Source organism: uncultured Martelella sp., from assembly GCF_963677965.2.
GTDB lineage: Bacteria > Pseudomonadota > Alphaproteobacteria > Rhizobiales > Rhizobiaceae > Martelella > Martelella mangrovi.
Genome location: NZ_OY782683.2, coordinates 337,433 through 357,204, shown reverse-complemented (window position 1 = coordinate 357,204; position 19,772 = coordinate 337,433). Strand labels below are relative to the sequence as shown.

Genomic DNA, 19,772 nt, shown 5'->3' with positions numbered 1-19,772 from the left:
GGAAGAGGAATTGAGAAGATGGCAGCACGCGTGGCATTGATCGGCATCGGCATGGGGTCGGACGCCCATGTGAGGGCGATAGCGGCCAGCGAAAACCTCGTTCTGCATGGGGTGCTGTCGCGCAACCAGCAGCGCGCGGGCGCATTCTGCAAAACCTACGGCGAGCAGCATGACGCGCCGGTACCGGTCGCCTATGCCGATCTCGAGGCACTTGTGGCCGATGACGCGGTCGATTTCGTCATCGTCTGCACGCCACCGGATGCGCGCACCGACATCGTCAACGCCCTGTGCGCAGCGAAAAAGCCGATCCTCATGGAAAAGCCGGTCGAACGCACGCTGGAACAGGCAACGACCATCGTCGAGCGCTGCGAACAGGCGGGCATCCCGCTGGGCATCGTGTTGCAGCACCGCATGCGCGATGCGTCGATGCAGCTCGTGGACCTGCTTGAAAGCGGGCGTTTCGGACCGATCGGCGTCGTCGAGATCAACGTTTCCTGGTGGCGGCCGCAAAGCTATTACGACGAACCCGGCCGGGGGACATACGCCCGTGACGGCGGCGGGGTGCTGATTTCGCAGGCCATTCACCCGCTTGATCTGGCGCTGTCCCTTTGCGGGCCGGTCTCCCGCGTTCAGGCCATGACCCGCACGTCCTCTCTGCACCGGATGGAAGCCGAAGATTTCGTTGCCGCCGGACTGGACTTTGCCAATGGCGCCTGCGGTTCGCTGGTGGCAAGCACGGCAAGCTTTCCGGGCATGCCCGAAAGCATCGCGATCCACTGCGAGGAGGCATCGGTACGCCTGCAATCCGGCCAGATCGAGGTTCACTGGCGCAACGGTGACCATGAACTGCTGGGCGAAACAACCACATCAGGCGGCGGCGCCGACCCGATGGCCTTCCCCTATGTCTACCATCAGAGGATCATCGAGGATTTCGCCGAAGCCATTGCCACCGGCCGCGATCCGGCGGTGACAGGCCGGAAGGCGCTCGACGTTCACAAACTGATCGCAGCCCTCGTCCGCTCATCAAAGGAACAACAGGCCGTCAGCGTCAACTGACGGATTGCGCCTGCGGACAGGGCCGGACCCTTTCCACTCGTGTCATCCTCGTGCTTGACACGAGAATCCATGTGCCTCTCCACACGTGATGCCGCTTGCCGGTTGGATACCCTGAAACACAAGCTCAACCGCCTTTTCTTGCTGCAACCGCGACTGGATCCTCGTGTCAAGCACGAGGATGACGTCTGAGAGATTCACGAGTGCAGGCCGTCAGCGTTAACTGACAGCCCTGAAGCCTAGTGGAACAGTTGCAACCCGGCCGGCGCGCATGGCCGACTATGGCGGCGACCTTAGATGCCGACCGGCGCCTGTTCGCGTCCCCTCTCCTTCTCATCGGCGGCCTGAGCGAGCGCGGGCAGTGTGAGGTTTTGTCCGGTTTCGACATCGAACACATGCGTTTTATGCATCATGAACGCCAACTGGAGTGCGTCGCCGCGGGCCGCATAGTCGATTTCGTCCGAGAAATCCGAGGGAACGCGCGCGGCAAATTCCAGCCCGCCCAGTTCGAAATGGGTGTAGACCTCATTGCCCATATGCTCGCGAAGACGAAAACGGCCGGTGACCGGATGCGTCATCCCGCCCTCCTTCAACGCCGCCCCGCGCACGCTTTCGGTCGTGCCGATATGTTCGGGCCGAATGCCGAACTGGACCTGATCGCCGACCCTGTTGCGCAGCAGGTCGGCATGGCCTTCGGGAAGCGGCAGCATGACGCCGCCGATCTCGACACCGAGACCGCCATCGCGGGCAACCACCCTGGCGGCGTGGATATTCATTTCCGGAGAGCCGATGAAACCTGCGACAAAGGCATTGACCGGGCGCTCGTAAAGGGTCGTCGGGGTATCCACCTGCTGAATGGTGCCGTCCTTCAAAACGCAGATCCGCTCGCCCATCGTCATCGCCTCGACCTGATCGTGGGTCACGTAGATCGCCGTGGACGGCTGGCCCTGCGCGCGCAGCGAGCGGTGAAGTTCGGTCAGCCTGACGCGCATTGAGGCCCGTAGCTTGGCGTCAAGGTTGGACAGCGGCTCATCGAACAGGAACACTTCCGGGCGCTTGACGATACAACGGCCGACCGCAACACGCTGCGCCTGGCCGCCGGAAAGCTGGCGCGGCAGACGGTCCAGCAGCGGCTCCATTTCCAGCGCCTCGGCGGCCTCCATCACCCGTTCGTGGATTTCCTTCTTTGGAAGTCCGGCAAGCTTCAGCCCGAAGGCCATGTTCTTGTAGACGGTCATATGCGGATAGAGCGCATAGTTCTGGAACACCATGGCAATGCCGCGTTCCTTGGCCCTGAGATTGTTGCACAGGGTATCGCCGATCTTCAAAGCCCCGCCGGAAATCGATTCCAGTCCGGCAATCATTCTGAGGATGGTGCTTTTCGAACATCCTGAAGGGCCGACGAAAACCATGAATTCGCCATCGCGCACTTCAAGATCGACACCATGCACCGCCTCGAAACCGTTGGGGTAGATCTTGACGATCTTTTCGAGATTAACACTCGCCATAGCTAGCTCCGTTTCTTATCCCTTGATGCCACTCGAGGTCGCGCCCTCGATAAAGTAACGCTGCGCTGCCAGGAAAACGGCCAGCGACGGAAGAAGCGCCACGATGGAAATGGCAATCACATTTGCCCATTCGACGTCGCCGGTAATGTCCATGCTCATCTTGAGCGCCAGCGAAACGGGGTATTTCCCGACCGTCGAAATGTAGATCAGCGGGCCGAGAAAGTCGTTCATCGTCCAGATGAACTGAAACAGCGCCGCCGAGATCAGTGCCGGCTTCAACAGCGGCACCACGATATGCCACAGCAATTGCAGGGCATTGCAGCCGTCGATGATGGCCGCCTCCTCCATGTCGCGCGGGATTCCCCGCAGGAACTGGACGAACAGAAAGGTGAAGAACGTATCCGTCGCAAACGCCGACGGCAGGATCAGTGGCCAGTAGCTGTCGATCATGTGCATCTCCTTGAACAGGAGATATTGCGGAACCCGCAGAACAATCGGCGGCAGCAGCATGGTTGCAATCATGATCGCGAAGAGGATCTTGCGCCCGGGATATTCGAACCGCGCGAAGGAATAGGCCACCAGCGTGCACGACAGCAGCGTCACGAAAACCCGCGGAACGGTGATCAGCAGGGAGTTCATGAAATAGGTCGCGAATGTGTATTCCGTCCGGGTGGTCCAGCCGTCGACATAGGCGCTGAAATCCAGCAGTTGGCTGAGATCGTGCGGCAGGAACCAGATCGAGGTGAAGATTTCCTGATTGGTCTTGAACGATGCGCCGACCAGCCAGAGCAGCGGATAGAGCATCAGGACGCCGACCACGATCAGGATGATGTAGCGCAAGGCCGCATTGATCCGCTGGCGCCGGCGGGTGCGTTTGATCTCCGAATGCGAAAGAACCGTGTTTCTGAGCGCGGCAGATGTGTCGATTGCATTGAGACTGCTCATTTTGTCCGCTCCTTTTCTCCGGAGTAAAACACCCAATAGCTCGACGACCAGAACAGCAGCCCGGCGAGAAGGACGATAACCAGGAACAGCACCCACGACAGCGCGCTTGCATACCCCATGTTGAAGTATTCAAAGGCTTCCTCGTAGATATACATCGCCATGACATAGGTCGAATACATGGGCCCGCCGTTTGTAATCATGTACGGCGCGTTGAATTCCTGGAAACAATTGACGATCTGCATGATCATGTTGAAGAAGATGACAGGCGTGATCAGCGGGACCGTCACATTCCAGAACTTGCGCCACATCGAGGCGCCATCGACTTCCGCCGCTTCGTAAAGCGAGACCGGAACGCCCTGCAGGGCCGCCAGAAAGATCACCATGGCCGCGCCGAACTGCCAGACATTGAGCAGCACGATCGTCCAGATCGCATAGTGCTCGCTTGCCAGCCACTGAATGGGCTCGATACCCACCACCGAGAGGATCAGATTGACCAGACCGTGGGTCTGGAAAAGATACTGCCACAGGATGGAAATCGCGATCGAACCGCCGAGGATTGTCGGCATGTAGTAGGCAGCGCGAAAGAAATTGATGCCGCGCAGCTTGAAGTTCAGAACCTGTGCCATGAACAGCGCGACCACCAGCCGCAACGGCACCACGACAAAGGTGAAGGCGACCGTGACGAACAGCGACTGCCAGAAAAGTTCGTCCTCGAAAAACATCTCCTGATAGTTTTCCAGGCCGGTATAGGTGGGCGAGCCGATCAGCGGATAGTCGGTAAAACTCAGCGCAAAGGAGGCCACAAAGGGAAACAGGTTGAAGGACAGGATTCCCAATATAAAGGGCAGAACAAACAGGTAGCCCAGTCGCTTGCTTTCATACATTCGTATCACCAAGAAGCGTTTGCGCAGCCGTGAGTTGGACGCACTGCGGCAGGAATATGCGATGGTTGAAGTCGGCGCGCACCAAGGGATGACAGGAAAGACGACCTGCCATTTTACCGAAGCGCCCTACGGTCTTCACCGGCACAAAAATCGGATCCCGGAACGTCGAAAGTCCGGTTCGATCCGGCGGCAAGACACCTGCCCTGCCGCCGGGACGGTTTTCAGAGTTTGGAAAGAATCCTGTTGCCCTTCTTCATCAGGGATTCGGCCCCCTGTTCAGGCGTGATCTTTCCGAAGGACAGCTGTTCGAAGGTATCGTAGAGCAGCCGGTACATCAGCGGATGTTCGAAATAGAGCGAGAATTTCGGCACCAGCCCGGCTTCCGTCAGTTCGGTAATCTGATCGGTGCCCTCGACCTGGATCGGCGGAATGAGATTTTCGCTCACCAGCACGTCCCACTGCGCCTTCGAAGCCGGGATGGCTCGGGAAACGCCGATCACGCGCGCGACATCCGGATCGGTGGTCAGGTAGTTGATGAACTTTGCCGCCGCTTCCGGGTGCTCGGAATTCTTGCTGATCGAATAGACGAACCCGGTGCGGCTCATCATGCCGGTGGTCTCGGCCCCCGGAATCATCACATACGGGCCGACATCCAGCTGGTCGAGGCCATCCGGCAACGTATCGCCGCGCGAGGTCAGCGTCGCATCCTGCGAATAGATGCCGCCCCACTTGCCCTCGACCCATTCCGACATTTCCGTGGTGGGCTTTTCCGCGCCGCCAAGCGCGATGCGGTCCTTGATCGAGACCATGACATGCTCGTCTTCAAGCCTTTTGAAGAAGCTGAGCCAGTCGGCAATCTGTTCTTCGCTCATGGCGATCTCGGGTTTATTCGGATCGACGAAATTGACGTTGTACTTCTGCATCGCCCAGGACAGCGAAATCAGGATACTGCCCTGGATGGTCGGATCGATGGGATAATAGTCCTCTCCGAGCCGTTCGCGCATCAGGCCGGCATCTTCAAAAAGTTCATCCCAGGTTTCCGGGTAGTCGAGCCCGGCCTCTTCCCACGGAACCTTGTTCCATACGAACAGGAACCCCGTGGAGCCAACCGGAACGCCCTGAAGCCTGCCATTGATGGTGACCTGATCGAGCGTCGACTGCGGGAACTGGCTGAGATCGATGGTATCCGACACGTCGTTGATGTCGTAAAAGCCGTCGCCGTCTTTCGAAAACAGCGGCAACCATGCCAGCAGAACCTGGCTGATATCCGGCTCCGCGCCACCGGCAAACTGCGTGGAAAGGCGCGTCTGGTAGCCGTTATAGCCGGAATATTCCGCCTTGACCGTGATGTCGGGATACTTCTCCTCGAACATCTCGATGACCTTGAGCGTGTTGGCCGCGCGGGCTTCATTGCCCCACCAGCCAAAACGGATTTCGGTCTGCTCCGCAAGAACGCTGCCTGCCGACAGCGATACGAGCGCTGTTGCCGCCATTGCGGCAAATGTCAAATTCCTGAAAATGGTACTTCCTCCCAAGTTTTACGGTGGTTCAGATGACTGCCGGCGACCTCCGGCCCGCAGTCAGACGGGTTCGCAGTTCCGTGCGCCCGACCGGAACAGAGCCGATCAGCGCCGGAACCGCGCAACGGGGATAAATAAGGTTGGTATTGGGCGCGCTCGGCAGAACCCGGCGCGCCATTCGGCCATCGAGATCGCGCAGATCGCTGAAAAGCATGCTGCCGACGGCGGCGGGCGCATCACCCGCAGGCTCCTCGTCCTCGACGACCTGCTGCAGCGATCGCGGCGCGACCCAGAGATCGGCGGCATGACCGGTGGCGACAAGCTGCAACGGCGTGTCCGTCTCGATGATGCTGGTGCGCAGCTCGCCATCGCCATCCGGTTTCTGCAGCGTGGTCACGCGGCAACCGGCAAAAGGCGACCATACGGTTTTGAGTTCTCCGTTTTCCAGAGCGGCATCTTCCGCTTCATCGCGAAAACGCCAGTCCTGCCCGTCGCGACTGAGCGCCAGGATATTGTCGCCGGCAAAGCCGCTGGGAAGCCATTCCAGCGCCTCGACGCAAAACCCGTGATGCGAGGAATAGGCAAATTTCGCGTATTTGTCGGCACTGCGCCGGACTTCACGGTGGCGCGGCGGCGGGGCCATCAGATAGGCAACGCCGCCGGCGTGCCAGTTGATCTGCTTTGTCGCTGCGACATTGCGTATTGCGGGCGGTGCATCCGCCTGCGCCGGCTCCGTCCAGAAAGGATGGTCTGCCGGCAGCAGGAGCGGTGCAAACGCCTTGAGCGCCCATAACGGCGACTGCGCGCTGTTATAAAACTCGCTCATCAGCAGGTTCGGATAGCTGTAGCCCACCGTAAACCGGCCTTCTCCATCCCAAAGCGGCTGGCCGAACCACCAGCGCATGGCGCGCGACCAAAGCCCGCGCAGCACGCCGGGGCTCAACTCCGGGTGCCCGAACCCGGCCAGAAGCCCCCAGAAACCGGCCGATGCAAAACGATAGGTCAGCGACCGGCCATAGGCGATCGCCGCACCGTCTTCGGCAAACCAGTGGCGATAGGACAGGGCGAATTCCTGTGCCCGCGCGACAAAGCGGCGGGCGCGTTCAGGGTCATCATCCGCGTGCCAGCGTGCATAAAGCAGTCCGTAAAAGTGGAAGGCCAGCGGGTTGTAATAGTCAAACCGCTGCGCATATTCGCCATCCTGGTACCAGCCGTCGCCGACATATTGCCGGTCGATGAAATCGAGTTCGCGCGCAAGGCAATCCTGATCGACGGGCCATCCGAGACTGGCCAGCGCATCAATCACCAGAACCCGGAAAAACCGCCAGTTGCTCGGGTTGATATGGACGGTCTGGATGGTTGCCAGAAAGCGGCAGAGATTGTCCTGTGCCTGTTGCGACAGGGCGTCATTCACAAGCGCCGGCGTCTCGCGGATAAGAAAGGCGAAAGCCGCCATTTCCACCAGCCGCTGGTCCATGTCGCCGGGTTGGCGCCAATAGGCCGGGCTTTCGGGATCGGTACCGTTGGCGATGCCGTTGAGGATGCGATCCAGCCCCGCCACCTGAAAACCGCCGGCAACAGCGGGAACGATCCCCCAGAGCAGACGTGAGAACCCCTCCATCTGCGCTGCATCGGCATCGAACGCGGCGGCGGTTGGGCCGATTTCCATTCCGGTATCGTTTCTGACCAGAGCGCCGAGATGATTGCCGACGATCCAGTTCAGCAGGCGGCCGGTTTCCTCGCGTCCGAGATCCGCGGTTATATCGAATGGGGGGACAACGTGTTTCATGATGCGCTCACCAGCCGAACCGGCGGTGGCCCAGCGACCGCATCAGCGCTTCCATATAGTAGTAATCGCCATAGGGAAGCATGGTGTCATAGCTGCCGCGCGGCACATTCGCCGCGCCGCCGGACAGTAGCCCGAGCGCGCCTTGCGTCTGCGTCAGGTCGCAGTTTTTCACAAGTCCGTCCAGCAGGCGCTCGGCCAGCGCCCGCCAGTGCAGGCTCTCCTCGCCAGTGGTCACATCCGCAAGAATGAACAGCCCCGCCGACATGACCGCGCCGGCCGAACTGTCCAGATGCTGCGGTTCGCCAGCCGGCAGGCGGAAGTCCCAGAGCGGAACCGCGTCATCGCCGAGCAGAACCTCCGCAGCCGATGCCAGACGGCGTGCGGTTGCGAGATAATCGGCGTTGCCGGTGGTCTGATAGCACAGGGCAAAACCGTGAATGAGCCAGGCCTGACCCCGCGACCAGCAGGAATCATGGGCATAGCCCTGATGCGTTTCGCCACGCAGCGGCGCACCCGAGACCGGATCGAAGACATAGGTATGAAACGATGTTCCATCATCGCGGACCAGCGTTTTTCGCGTCGTCTCGGCATGGCTGTCCGCAACAGCCTTGAAATCCGGGTTTCCCGTCTCCGCATGCGCCCAGTACAGCAGAGCAAGATTCTGCATCGTATCGGCGATGATCCGGCCGGCAACGAATGCCGCGCGCTCGGGCCTCTCCGGCCCTGCCGCATTCCATGCCTGAATATAGTGTCCCGCGCAATTGAACCGCGCCCGCAGCGCCTCTGCCGCCCGCAGAGCAAGCGCCCGGGACGCCTCATGTCCGGTAAGCTTCCAGTCGGCGACGCAGTTCAGCGAAAAGATGAAACCGAGATCGTGGTCCTGCCCGGCCACGGTATCGAGCACCAACCGCAGATCGGCCTGCCGCGCCCGCGCCAGATTGGCGAGCGCCGGATTGCCGCTAAACTGGTAGGCCAGCCACAGCTGACCGGCATAAAAGCTGATGACCCAGTCGAACGGATCGCAATAGTCCCAGCTCAGATCCGCCCGCCCGACCCTCGGGTTTCGAAGCCCGATGACCCGGGACGTTTCCGCAACGCGCGCAACACACCGGTCGAGAACAGCCTGCCGGTCAGCGGCCAGCGGCGAGGTCATCTGTGTAGCATCGGCAAGGGGGGCAGTGCTGATGGTCATGCGTCGTCCTTTCAAGATACAAAAAGGTTACCGCCATAACGAAAAATTTGTCAACGAAAAAAACTTTTCGTTATTTTCGCAAATGATGCTAGACCGTCGGACACTGGCGCAAAAGGGCCATGGCAAGGCCGTTGACCTTGCGAAAGTTTTCGTTCTTGATGCAAGGCCGTGCCCGACCGGCGTGCCGCGGCAACAGAAGGAATGGTTTGCGAAATGAGTGACAGGCGAAAGCTTGCGACAGCAACGCTTCAGGATGTGGCCAATGCTGCCGGCGTATCCGTCGGGACCGTTTCGAAGGCGCTCAACCGCCGCGAGGGGGTCAGCCCGGAAGTCACATCCCGGATCATCGATACGGCGCGCAGGCTGGGCTACCAGAAACGTCAGCTTGCCCCCCAGCCGGTCTACGCAATCGGCAGCACGACGATTGTCACATTCGACCACTTCATTGTCAGCGGCCAGTTTTACGGAGAGATCCTGGATGCGATTCTGGAGGAGTCCGAACGGCAGGGCATAGCCACATCGGTCGAACTGGTCCCCTCAGGCAATCTGGAATCGTTTCTGGAGCGCGGGCGGCTGTTCACGGCGCAAAGGCCGGAAAGCATCATCGTGCTGGGTATAGACCAGCCCGAGCTTGTCGATGCCGTCGCCGCGCTGGGCTGTCCGGCCGTTCTGGTCAACGGCGCCGACCGGCACATGCGGGTTTCGAGCGTTTCACCGGATTATCATTTTGGCGGATGGGCCGCTGCCCGTCACCTGCTGGAACAGGGACATCGCAATATTGCACATGTGACCCATCTGCGCCGCGTTTCCTTCGCGCTCCGCCTGGATGGGTTTCGCGATGCGCTGGCAGATTTCGGCATTGCCTATGATCCGGAAATCCATCTGATCGACACGCAAAGCCCCGCACTGATGAGTGAAGATGCCCGGCTGGCCGTGGAAGCGCGCATGTCTGCGGGAACCTTCGATTATACGGGCTTTGTCTGTGCCGCCGATATGCTCGCCGTCGGCGTCATGCAGGCCGCCGCAGGGGCGGGTCTTTCCATCCCCGACGACATATCGGTGATCGGTTTCGACGACCTGCCGATCTGCGCCCATTGCAATCCGCCGCTCAGTTCGATCCATGTCGACCGGCGCGAGATCGGCCGCACGGCGGTCAGCCTTCTGCTCGAACGTTCCAGCCTGCCTCAACTGCCCGAACGCCGCCTTGCCATGGGCGTATCGGTAACGCCCCGCGCCTCCGTCAAGGACCGCACCGCGCGCTGAAGACCGACGGCACAGACAGCGGTAAACTCGCAAACAAAACGGCAAGAAAAGCCGGGCGGAAACATGTTTCCGCCCGGCCCTTTCATGCAAGGATTACATGCAATCGGCGATATACTCGTACTTGTCGGCCAGTTCCGGCTGATCGGCGGTGATCGTGACGATTTCGGTCATGGTCACCTTGTCGAGCGTTTCGCCATTGATCAGCGCCGCAGCCGCATCCATTGCCGCTTCGCCCTCGGCCTTGGGGTTCTGGGCGATCAGCGCCTGGATCGCACCGTTTTTCAGCGCAGCGACTTCGGCCGAGGCGGCGTCATAGGCGACCATCTTGACCTTGCCGACGGCGCCGGCCTGACGCAGGCCGGTAATCGCGCCGATTGCGCCCTGGTCGTTGGTGGAGAAGATCGCGGCCAGATCGGGATGCGCCGACAGCGTCGATGTCACGATCTCGGCCGCTTTCTGGGGATCGTCGGACTGGTATTGCGGACCGAGATATTCGATGTCCGGATATTTGGCGATTTCTTCTTCGAAACCGGCAGTGCGGGCATCCTGCGCCAGAGAACCGGGCGGCTGGGTGATGACCATGACCTTGCCCTTTTCGCCGATGAGCTTGGCCATGGCATCCGCCGCCAGTTTTCCGCCTTCCTCGTTGTCGGTGAGAACCTGTGTCTCGATGAAGGATGTGTCGGCCAGTGTCTGGTCCACCGTCAGCACCTTGGTGCCGCGTCCGGCCAGTTCCTTCATCGGCTGCACCAGCGCCTGCATGTCGGTGGGCACGATGACGGCAGCGTCGGGCGCGGTTGCGGTGACGGCGTTGACGACCGGGATCTGGCTGTCGGCGGCGAACTGGTCCGGCGCCGAGACGGAAAGATCAAGACCCAGTTCGTCGGCACGGGCCATCGCGCCGCACTGAAGCGCCTGATAGAACGGGCTGCCCTTCACGCCGAGGACGAGAGAGACCGTGCCGTTATCAGCGGCATGGGCCGGCATGGCCGTTGTTGCGAGACCGGCGGTAAGAAGAAGAGCCGATGCGATTTTCATTGCAGTCATGCTTGTTCCTTTATGGTTGGTTTTATTCCCGCGCGGTTCATCCGCGCTTTCTGAGCCGCCTTTTGAGCTGATCGATCCAGACGGCGAGGATCAGCACCGCCCCCATGGCAACGGTCTGCCAGAAGGGCGGTATTCCGAGGATGACGAAGCCATTGAGCAGGATGATCGGGATGAAGACGCCGATCACGGTTCCGAACATGCCGCCGGCGCCGCCGAAAAGGCTGGTGCCGCCCAAAACCACGGCCGAGATGGTGGTGAGGTTGTCCATCGTGTGGCCGTTGATCGTGGTCGTGGCAAAGCGGGCATTGGCCATGACCGCGGCAATGCCGGCCATGGCGCCGGAAACGGCATAGACCGTCATCATCCGCGCCGTAACCGGAATGCCGCTGCGGCGCGCGCCTTCCTGGTTCGAGCCAACGGCATAGACATGCAGGCCGAAGCGGGTGAGTTTCAGCACCGCACCGGCAATCACCACGCAGACGATGGCGATGACGACCAGTGACGGAATGCCGAACAGCCGCCCCGCGCCGACATGGGTGACGAGCCGCTCCGGCATGGCCCGGACATCGACGCCGCCGGACAGGATCTGCGCGCCGCCCAGCGCCATGCCCATCGTGCCGAGCGTGACGATCAGCGCCGGGATGCGGGCAACCGCGACCAGAAAACCGTTCAGCAGGCCCCACAGGACACCGGTTGCCACCGCCGCCAGCGCGCCGATGGCGATGACGCCCCAGCCGGCCGATGTCGTGCCGAATGTGGTGCCCGCCTCACCGGAAAGCGCCAACATGACCTGCGCCGAAACCACCGAGCAGAACACCAGAACGGACCCGATGGACAGGTCGATACCGGCGGCGATGATGACATAGGTCTGGCCGGCGGCGAGCACCAGGATGATCGCGGCATTGATCGCGATCTGCTGCATGTTGTAGCCGGAGCCGAACTGGGCCGGACGAAACGCAGTGAAAATGCTGACCAGAACCAACAAAAGCAGAAAGATCCAGCCCGAGGCCAGAAGGCGCAGCAGCCGTCCGTCGCCGGATTGCGGCATGTTGAATTCTTCACTGCTGCTCATCAATGCTGCTCCGCTTTTCCGCTGGTCATGGCCTTCACGAGGTCGTCCACCGTGACGTCGGCCGCCCTGAGACTGGCCACCGACTGGCCAAGCCTGAGAACGTGGACGCGGTCGGCAACTTCGAGAACCTGCGGCATGTTATGGCTGATCAGGACAACGGAGGTGCCGCTGTCGCGAACGCGCTTGGCCAGTTGCAAAACCCGTTCGGTCTGCACCACGCCGAGTGCGGCAGTCGGCTCATCGAGAAAGACGATCTTTTCCGCCCACATGGCCGCGCGGGCGATCGCCACCGACTGGCGCTGGCCGCCCGACAGCGTCTCCACGGCCACGCTTTGCGATTTGAGTTTGACGCCGAGCTCATCGAAGACGGTTGCCGCCCGCCTGCGCATGGCAGGCCGGTCGAGCAGGCCGAATTTGCCGGCAAGGCCCGGCCGCAGCAGCTCGCGGCCCAAAAACAGGTTTTCCGCCGGTGGCAGGTCGGGCGCCAGCGCCAGATCCTGATAAACCGTGGCAATGCCGGCTTCCTGCGCTTCGCGCGGCGATGAAAAATGAACCGGCCTGCCGTCGATCTTCAGTTCGCCGCCATCCGGCCGGTCTGCGCCGGAGAGGATTTTCACCAGGGTCGACTTGCCGGCGCCATTGTCGCCGATCAGGGCGACAATCTCGTTCGGCCGGACCTCGAAATCGACGCCGCGCAGCGCCTGAACATGCCCGAACGTGCGGCGTATCCCCTTGGCCTCAAGCAGCGGAGACGTCATTCCGCCTCTCCACCCATCGCCAGACCGATATTGTTCGAGAACGCGAAGAATTCGCTGTAGCGGGCCTCGACGAGCGCCTGCCAGTGGTCATAGGCGGCCTGGCTGCCGGGAAAACGCCAGACGTCGACGGTTTCGAAATCGTGCTGGCCGCGGATATGAAACCGTCCCTGAAAGATTCCGCCGTTTGCGCCCGCTTCCACGCGGATATCCTGCCAGCGGCGCGTCAGTTCCTGTTTCTCGGCCTCTTCCGTCAGATACCAGTGCGGCCGGGGGCGCGCATAGTGCAGCCAGATGCAGTCGGTATCGCTGTTTGATGCAAGGTCAGCCATTGTGCCTCTTTTCCTTGTCGTGGCCCTTCTCGTCGCCGTTGTCGTCGCCCTTGTCATGAACAGGTTTGATCAGTTCGCTCAAAGGGCGAATGCGCCCGACGATGTGCCGGGATGTGGTGAATTTGAAATCGGCCACCCGCTCGTGGCCGCGAATGGCGCTGTCGGCGATATCCGGCCCGGCGATTTCCCAGTAGCCGAGGTGATGCCAGTGATGGCCGATATCGAGACGCATGCGCCCGGAGATATTGATCTCGTGATCGAGATCGCCCTTGAAGGCTTCGTCGCATTCCAGATCGTAGGCATTGCGTTCATCGACGCTGGCCTCGCACCACTGGTCGTTCCATTCCCAGAGCGCCAGAAACGCCCATTGATGGTCGCCATGCGCGCCCTTGCCGAAAACCGGTGCAAATTCGCGCAGGCCGATCATCCATTCGGTTTTGAAGGCGCGCGACCATCCGGCTTTTTCGAGGCGGACCGTGCCATTCAGTGCCGCGTCGAGGCTCGGGGCCTCGAACACGCCGGCGAAATCGTGTGCATGGGTGAAACCGGTATCGATCCCCATCGGTCGATTTTCAGCCTCGGGATCGAAGACGCGCCGCTGCGACAGGATCCAGCCTTCTTCGGCAAGTTCGCGCAGAACGGTTTCGATCGCGGTGGCATGAGCGCGTGTGTAGATGCCGGGCAGATCGTCCTGCCGGGTGGCGGTAAACAGCACGCAGGCGCGGGCCGCCGCCGCTTTTTCGGAGGTGAAGACATCCGTGTCTCCGGTCAGTGCGCTCATGATCAGCGCGCTTTCAAAACGGCCGTCATCAGCCGTTCGACACGGGCCGGATCGACCGGGTTCCACCAGACGCCATCCTTCTTCAGCCACTGGCCGACAATGGCGCCATCGGCAACCGACATCAGCGAGGGCACCTGTTCGGGCGAAAGGCCGGAACCGACGATGACCGGAAGATGGGTGCCGGCGCGAACCTGCTCGACTTCGTCCGGCTGGGTCGGCGAGCCGGTCCGCTGGCCGGTGGCAATCAGCACATCGGCATCGAACCATTCGGCATCGGTAGCCTGTTCGGTGATCGTCCGGTCGGCGGTGATGGCATGCGCGCCGAACTTGACGTGAACATCGGCGAGGATCGCGACATCCTTGGCGCCTATATTGGCGCGGTAGCGCAGCGCGGCCGAGGCGGCGCCGTTCAGAAAGCCCTCATTGGCGACATAGGCATTGGCCCATTGGTTGACGCGCACCCATTTGGCCTCCACCGCCTTGGCCACGGCAAGGCCGGGGATTGCGCCATTGGCAACGCAGGTCAGCCCGATTGGCGTGTCGACGGCCGCCCGGACCGCCTCGCAGGCCGCCGTCAGGCAGGAGACCGTCTCAAAACCGATATCCTCCGGGCGGGCGAACGGCATGTCGCCGGCATTTTCGATCATGATGCCGTCGACACCGCCTTCGGCGAGCGTTTTGGCATCGCGCACGGCCGCGGCATAGATTTCGCGCACCGGCATGCCTTCATACCGCGGCGCGCCGGGAAGCGCTGCCAGATGGATAACGCCGATGATCGGTTTTCTGACGCCAAACAACCGCTCAAGCGTATTCTCCTTCGGCGGCATTACTACGGGAGCTGTCATTTTGCCCTTTTTTCCTTTTGTTCATTGAATTCTTCGAGAGACGGGTAAGCGGTCTGCGCGCCCTCGCCGCTGCATGACATGGTTGCCGCGAAGACCGCGTCTTCCAGTGCTGCAGCCGGGGAAAGGCCGCGCGCGCGGCCGGCAAGGAACCAACCCGCCAGGCAATCGCCCGCCCCTGTCGTGTCGCGCACCGGCATCCCTTGCGGCGCGGAAACGGAAATGCTGGTGTCCGCCGCGTGATATTCGGCGCCCTCGCTGCCGTGCGTGCGGATGACGGCCTGCGCCCCCATCGCCAGCAGGCGTAGAACCGGATCGTCGCCGATCAGGGATGCGGCCCGGTCGTTGACGAACAGAACGGATGCGCCGTCGATGGCATAGGCCAGCTGCTGGATTCCGTCGGGAAAGGTCGCCGGCTCGAGATCGAGCGACCAGCCGATGCCCGCCTTGCGCGCCATCTCGATCAGCGGCCGGCCGCCCGGTCCGTAAATAGCGGTATGAAGATGGGAAACATCGGCGAAATCGAGCAGTTGAAGATCGTCCGGCGCCGGATAGATCGAGACGCCGGGATAAAGGGCAAGCCGCTTTTCGCCATGCGGTTCGATGATCGAGACAACGCGGCACAGCATGCCCTCACGGCGCGCCAGCACGGGGCGGATGCCATTCTTCCGCATGTGTTCTTCGAACCGCGACGATATCGCATCGGTCCCCGTGCGCCCCATGAAGACGACGCCTGCTCCGGCGCGTGCAGCGGCAACGGCACTGTTTGCGGCCACGCCGCCGAAACCGTCGGTGACACCGTCCGCAATCACTTTTTCATCCGGCAGCGGGAAATGCGAAACCCGGAAGGTCTCATCCCAGCTAATGTCGCCGACGAAGACAATGCCACTCATTGAACACCTCATTTGTAATGATGATTACTATCAATGTAATGACATTTTCCGTCAACAGTCTTAGATTATTTTTTGAACAAAAATTATCTTGGTACAAAATATGTGCAAAATTCCACCGAAAGGACGGAAGTCAAGGCGACAAACCATCGTTTCCGACTGTTTTCCGTTCATATGTTGCTGTTGCGATGCCGTGCAAAAACTGCGAATGTAATGAGGAAATGATACAAATGGTGCCCTATGAAATGGACTGAGCGCGAAATCACGGCCAATGGTGCATCACGATGGCAGCAGATTGCGGAGATATTGCGCGACGCCATTGAAGGCGGTGAATTCAAGGCCGGTCAGAGCATCCCGACAGAGGCGGAGATCAACAAGGCCTTCGGCGTCAGCCGGACAACCACCCGCGCGGCCATGCAGAAGCTCGTTCAGGACGGGCTTGTCTCGCGTCACCCCGGTCTCGGCACCATCGTTTCCGACCGGCGGCTCGACCAGCCGCTTCATCAGATCCGCAGTTTTGCCGAGGATATGCGCAGCCGCGGGATGACGCCGTCTTACGAGGTTCTCCGCTGCGGCATGACCACCGCCACGCCGGAAGCCGCGCACGGGCTGGAGCTGGCGACAAGCGACCGGCCCTATCACGTCGAACGCCTTCTGAAAGGCAATGGCCGGCTGATCGGCCACTCGCTTTCCTTTATCCGTCCCGACATCTTTTCGGACATTGAACCGCCGGACGCGGCCTTCCTCGCGCAAGGCTCGCTCTATGACTGGATTGCACAGGAATGCGGGATCGAGATCGCCGGCGGCGTCGAGTTCATCGAGGCGAGCCTTGCCGGTGGCGAACTGGCCGGCACGCTGGGGCTTTCCGGCGGTGATCCGGTCCTGATCGCACGCCGTATCGCCCGTTCGGAAAACGGGCTCCCGATCGAATTCGCAGTGATCACCTACCGGGCAGACCGCTACAGGTTTCGGGTGGAACTGTAATCTTCCCGGTTTCCCCTGACCTTGCAGATCAGGCAGGCGATTGCTGCTGAGTCCACCGGCCCTCGCGCCGGCCGAGCGCATGATTGCCCCAGCGTTCCAGAAGCGTGTTGGTCACGAGCGAATCCGCCCAGGGCATTTCCGCAGCCTCGCACCGTCCTTCGGCCAGTGCGCGGGAAAGGCTGTCGGCCTCGGCGGCCATCGGGTTGACGGTCGGGGTTTCGATGGTGTGTTGCAGGCGGCCATAACGACGAAGCTCAATGACAGAAGCGCTTGCCGCTCTGCTGCCCCAACCGTTCGGCAGAACGATTGTGCCTTTCGAGCCGCGAATGCGGACGGTGCGGGTGCGCGGCGCGATGATTGATGCATGCACCGTGGCGGTGAAATCCCCGGTGCGCAGCCGGGCATGAATGGTGCCGTCGACGCCGTGGGTCATGCGGGCGCCGGCGCTGTCCACCCTCGCGGCATCAAGCGCAATACCCACGGCCGATGCAATGCCGGTCGCAAAGGCCAGCGGATAGCCACCGACATCGTATAATGCCCCTCCGGCAAGCGCCGGGTCGAAAAGCCGGCCCGTCCGGCTGCCCGCCCTGAAACCGAAAGACGCATCGAGCGCGCGAACGTCGCCGATTTCGCCTTCGGCAAGCAGCGCGGTCAATGTTTTGAAAAATGGGCCGAAACGGAATTTATAGGCTTCGACGAAGGGCAGCCCGGCTTTGCGGGCAGCATCAATGACCGTTTGCGTTTCGGCAGCCGAAAGCGCCATCGGCTTTTCGCAGAGCACGGCCTTGCCCGCCCGAAGGGCCGCCAGCGTCAGTTCGACATGGGTCGTGTGAACCGTGCCGACGTAAACGGCGTCAACATCATCGCGGGCGAGAATATCGGCGTAAGTGCCGCTATGCGCTGCGCCGTGTGTCTCCGCAAACCGGGCGGCCCGCGACGGGTTGGAACTGCCGATGGCATGCAGCACGCCGAATTCGGAAACGGCCAGAGCCGCAGTGAAATCGCGGCAGATTGCACCCGTGCCGAGAATGGCCCATCGTGTTTTTACCGTCATGTCCGCCGTCTCCCGAATACGCGTTTCCCGAAACCGTTTACGTCAGGCCAAGCCGGGCAAAAAGCGTTGCCAGACCGCCATGTTGGGGGCCCGGCGTGGTCATGTCGGCAACGGCCAGGACGGCAGGCGGCGCGCCTTCGATTGCGACGCCGGTTCCGGCCCATGACAGCATTTCAAGGTCGTTGTAACCGTCTCCGACGGCCACGATATCCTGCACTTCGGCGCCGAATGCGTCGGCGGCGAGACGCGCGCCCCGTTCCTTGTGCTCGTCAGCGAGAAAAATTTCGCCGGCCGACGACCCCATATCCGGCATGGAACTCGGCAATGTGGCAACTTCCGCTCCAATCATTTCGCCAAGCCGCGGAACGGGAACGGAGGATTCGAAAACCGTGATCTTGCTGAACGGCGTTGTCAGGGCGTGCGGTTCGCTCAGCACCTCTCCCAGCACGGCCGGCGTGGAGCGCGGTGCGCCGGAACGGTCCTTCAGCCGGCCGAAGACGGTCGCCAGCCGTTCGGCGATATCCGCAGGCCCGCTGAGATTTTCCGGCGCTTCGAGAAGGTAGGCGACCCTGTACGCATCGAGCACGGAAACGGCCTTTTCCGCCAGATCCTGCGGGAAACGCCGGTCGCGCAGAACCTTTCCGCCGACTTCCACATAGGCGCCGGCGCTGGCAACAACGCCATCGAAGCCGGCGCCGGAAATCGACGGCGGCAGCATGCAGGCGGGACGACCCGTGCACAAAAGCACGCGGTGGCCGCGGCTGCGCGCCGCGCGCACCGCCGCCGCATTGGCTTCGGGCACAACACCATGATCGGCATAGGTTCCGTCAACATCGAGAAAGATGATCATCCCGCAACCTCGTCGGACGGGAAACGGACGCCGACCTGACGGCGGGCTTCATCCAGAATTTTATGGGTGATGACGGTATTTTCCAAGGGATGCACCTCCGACTCATGCGCGCCAGCGCGCAGAAGTGTGATAAACGCATCGATCCCGTAAGCCAAATGGTTCCCCGCGCGTTCGCGCGTCAGATCCTCGACCGGCTCCATCCGCCGGGATACGCCGCGTTTCAGAAACTCGAGACGGCGCGGGGTGGCGATATCGTCGAGTGTGAGCGCCTCGCTCTCGCTTGCCAGTTCCGAGACAAGCGCCGTGCCCGCGATCTTCGAATGCAGGCAATCGACCTCGAAACCGTCATAGCCGAGGATGATCGAACCCTGACCATCAACGCCGGACGACAGCATCAGCCCGCGCGCGGTGACGCTTTGCGGTGCGCCGAACAGATGAACCGCCAGCGACACCGGATAAAAGCCGAGGTCGAGAATCGAGCCGCCGCCGAATGCCGGATCGAATGCCGCCGGCAAATTACCGGCCTTGAAGGCATCATAGGCCGAGGAATACTGGTTTTTCACCAGCACAGCGCGGCGCATCTGGCCGATGCGCGGCAGAGCCTCGCGCAAGGCGGCGATATTGGGCTCGAACGGGGCTGGATAAAGCTCCAGCAAAAGCCGGTCCGCCGCACGCGCCGCTTCTGCCATGGCCGATGCCTGACGGGCATTGGCGGCCAACGGCTTTTCGACGAGCACATGCTTGCCCGCCCGCAACATCGCGATTGCGTGTTCGGCGTGCTGCGTATTGAGGCTGACAACATAGACGGCATCGATATTGTCATCGGCGCCCAATGCTTCATAGTCATCGTAAACGGCAGGCACGTCGAAGCGGGCTGCAAAAGCGGCCGCATCCTCGTCACCTGCCGGGCAGACGGCGCGTATCGACACACCGTCGATTTCGCCGATGGTTCGGGCGAAAAAATCCGCCATGGTTCCAGCACCGATGAGGCCTATTCCGATCGTTTCCATG

At 61.4% G+C, this 19,772-nt stretch carries 19 protein-coding genes and 1 pseudogene; 4 read left to right on the top strand and 16 right to left on the bottom strand.

Annotated features, from left to right (window positions below; genetic code table 11):
- Positions 1–18: 18 nt before the first annotated feature.
- Positions 19–1,056 (top strand): Gfo/Idh/MocA family oxidoreductase, encoded by a 1,038-nt coding sequence (locus ACHZCU_RS22585; protein WP_319520554.1) that lies wholly within the window; start codon positions 19–21, stop codon positions 1,054–1,056.
- Positions 1,057–1,412: 356 nt separating this feature from the next.
- On the opposite strand, the pseudogene ACHZCU_RS22580 reads toward ACHZCU_RS22585, so the two are convergent.
- From ACHZCU_RS22580 to ACHZCU_RS22555, 6 genes and pseudogenes are all read right to left on the bottom strand, one after another.
- Positions 1,413–2,561, bottom strand: a pseudogene (locus ACHZCU_RS22580) (ABC transporter ATP-binding protein); the annotation flags it as partial.
- Between the two features lie 15 nt (positions 2,562–2,576).
- On the bottom strand, positions 2,577–3,506 hold the full coding sequence (locus ACHZCU_RS22575; RefSeq protein WP_319520552.1) for a carbohydrate ABC transporter permease: 930 nt from the start codon (positions 3,504–3,506) through the stop codon (positions 2,577–2,579).
- Positions 3,503–4,390 carry a sugar ABC transporter permease gene (locus tag ACHZCU_RS22570; RefSeq protein ID WP_319520551.1) on the bottom strand — a complete coding sequence of 296 codons (888 nt, stop codon included), beginning with the start codon at positions 4,388–4,390 and terminating at the stop codon, positions 3,503–3,505. The genes ACHZCU_RS22575 and ACHZCU_RS22570 overlap by 4 nt, the downstream gene beginning before the upstream one ends.
- Before the next feature lie 221 nt (positions 4,391–4,611).
- Positions 4,612–5,883 (bottom strand): ABC transporter substrate-binding protein, encoded by a 1,272-nt coding sequence (locus tag ACHZCU_RS22565; protein WP_319520550.1) that lies wholly within the window; start codon positions 5,881–5,883, stop codon positions 4,612–4,614.
- A 55-nt stretch (positions 5,884–5,938) separates the two neighbouring features.
- Positions 5,939–7,699 (bottom strand): DUF2264 domain-containing protein, encoded by a 1,761-nt coding sequence (locus ACHZCU_RS22560; protein WP_319520549.1) that lies wholly within the window; start codon positions 7,697–7,699, stop codon positions 5,939–5,941.
- 7 nt (positions 7,700–7,706) lie between these two features.
- Complete coding sequence (locus ACHZCU_RS22555; RefSeq protein ID WP_319520548.1) at positions 7,707–8,891, bottom strand: glycoside hydrolase family 88 protein; 1,185 nt, start codon at positions 8,889–8,891, stop codon at positions 7,707–7,709.
- Here ACHZCU_RS22555 and ACHZCU_RS22550 point away from each other — a divergent pair.
- The gene (locus ACHZCU_RS22550; RefSeq protein WP_319520547.1) at positions 8,884–9,108 is read left to right on the top strand and encodes a hypothetical protein; all 225 of its coding nucleotides are present in this window, start codon (positions 8,884–8,886) and stop codon (positions 9,106–9,108) included. The genes ACHZCU_RS22555 and ACHZCU_RS22550 overlap by 8 nt on opposite strands.
- On the top strand, positions 9,105–10,154 hold the full coding sequence (locus ACHZCU_RS22545; protein WP_319520546.1) for a LacI family DNA-binding transcriptional regulator: 1,050 nt from the start codon (positions 9,105–9,107) through the stop codon (positions 10,152–10,154). The genes ACHZCU_RS22550 and ACHZCU_RS22545 overlap by 4 nt, the downstream gene beginning before the upstream one ends.
- Positions 10,155–10,247: 93 nt before the next feature.
- Here the strand turns inward: ACHZCU_RS22545 and ACHZCU_RS22540 are convergent, their stop codons facing one another.
- Genes ACHZCU_RS22540 through ACHZCU_RS22510 form a run of 7 tightly spaced genes read right to left on the bottom strand, consistent with a single transcriptional unit; the run spans position 10,248 to position 15,876 of the window.
- Positions 10,248–11,201 (bottom strand): ABC transporter substrate-binding protein, encoded by a 954-nt coding sequence (locus ACHZCU_RS22540; RefSeq protein WP_319520545.1) that lies wholly within the window; start codon positions 11,199–11,201, stop codon positions 10,248–10,250.
- Positions 11,202–11,238: 37 nt separating this feature from the next.
- The gene (locus tag ACHZCU_RS22535; RefSeq protein WP_319520544.1) at positions 11,239–12,273 is read right to left on the bottom strand and encodes an ABC transporter permease; all 1,035 of its coding nucleotides are present in this window, start codon (positions 12,271–12,273) and stop codon (positions 11,239–11,241) included.
- Complete coding sequence (locus ACHZCU_RS22530) at positions 12,273–13,031, bottom strand: ATP-binding cassette domain-containing protein (protein ID WP_319520543.1); 759 nt, start codon at positions 13,029–13,031, stop codon at positions 12,273–12,275. The genes ACHZCU_RS22535 and ACHZCU_RS22530 overlap by 1 nt, the downstream gene beginning before the upstream one ends.
- Positions 13,028–13,360: a hypothetical protein gene (locus tag ACHZCU_RS22525; protein WP_319520542.1), complete on the bottom strand. Its 333-nt coding sequence runs from the start codon at positions 13,358–13,360 to the stop codon at positions 13,028–13,030. The genes ACHZCU_RS22530 and ACHZCU_RS22525 overlap by 4 nt, the downstream gene beginning before the upstream one ends.
- Positions 13,353–14,141, bottom strand: a complete 789-nt coding sequence (locus tag ACHZCU_RS22520; protein WP_319520541.1) for a hypothetical protein — start codon at positions 14,139–14,141, stop codon at positions 13,353–13,355. Before ACHZCU_RS22520 ends, ACHZCU_RS22525 begins: the two co-directional genes overlap by 8 nt.
- Before the next feature lie 2 nt (positions 14,142–14,143).
- Entirely contained in the window at positions 14,144–14,986 is an 843-nt protein-coding gene (locus ACHZCU_RS22515) for a BtpA/SgcQ family protein (RefSeq protein WP_319520540.1), read from the bottom strand.
- The gene (locus ACHZCU_RS22510; protein ID WP_319520539.1) at positions 14,983–15,876 is read right to left on the bottom strand and encodes a carbohydrate kinase family protein; all 894 of its coding nucleotides are present in this window, start codon (positions 15,874–15,876) and stop codon (positions 14,983–14,985) included. Before ACHZCU_RS22510 ends, ACHZCU_RS22515 begins: the two co-directional genes overlap by 4 nt.
- 237 nt (positions 15,877–16,113) lie before the next feature.
- Here ACHZCU_RS22510 and ACHZCU_RS22505 point away from each other — a divergent pair, with 237 nt between their 5' ends.
- Positions 16,114–16,857, top strand: a complete 744-nt coding sequence (locus ACHZCU_RS22505; protein WP_319520538.1) for a GntR family transcriptional regulator — start codon at positions 16,114–16,116, stop codon at positions 16,855–16,857.
- A 28-nt stretch (positions 16,858–16,885) separates the two neighbouring features.
- Here ACHZCU_RS22505 and ACHZCU_RS22500 read toward each other — a convergent pair whose 3' ends face one another.
- The 3 genes from ACHZCU_RS22500 to ACHZCU_RS22490 are packed head-to-tail and all read right to left on the bottom strand — an operon-like array spanning position 16,886 to position 19,771.
- Complete coding sequence (locus tag ACHZCU_RS22500) at positions 16,886–17,911, bottom strand: Gfo/Idh/MocA family oxidoreductase (protein WP_319520537.1); 1,026 nt, start codon at positions 17,909–17,911, stop codon at positions 16,886–16,888.
- 37 nt (positions 17,912–17,948) lie between these two features.
- Positions 17,949–18,761: an HAD family hydrolase gene (locus ACHZCU_RS22495; RefSeq protein WP_319520536.1), complete on the bottom strand. Its 813-nt coding sequence runs from the start codon at positions 18,759–18,761 to the stop codon at positions 17,949–17,951.
- Positions 18,758–19,771, bottom strand: coding sequence for a Gfo/Idh/MocA family oxidoreductase (locus ACHZCU_RS22490; protein ID WP_319520535.1), 1,014 nt, complete (start codon positions 19,769–19,771; stop codon positions 18,758–18,760). The genes ACHZCU_RS22495 and ACHZCU_RS22490 overlap by 4 nt, the downstream gene beginning before the upstream one ends.
- Position 19,772 lies beyond the last annotated feature (1 nt).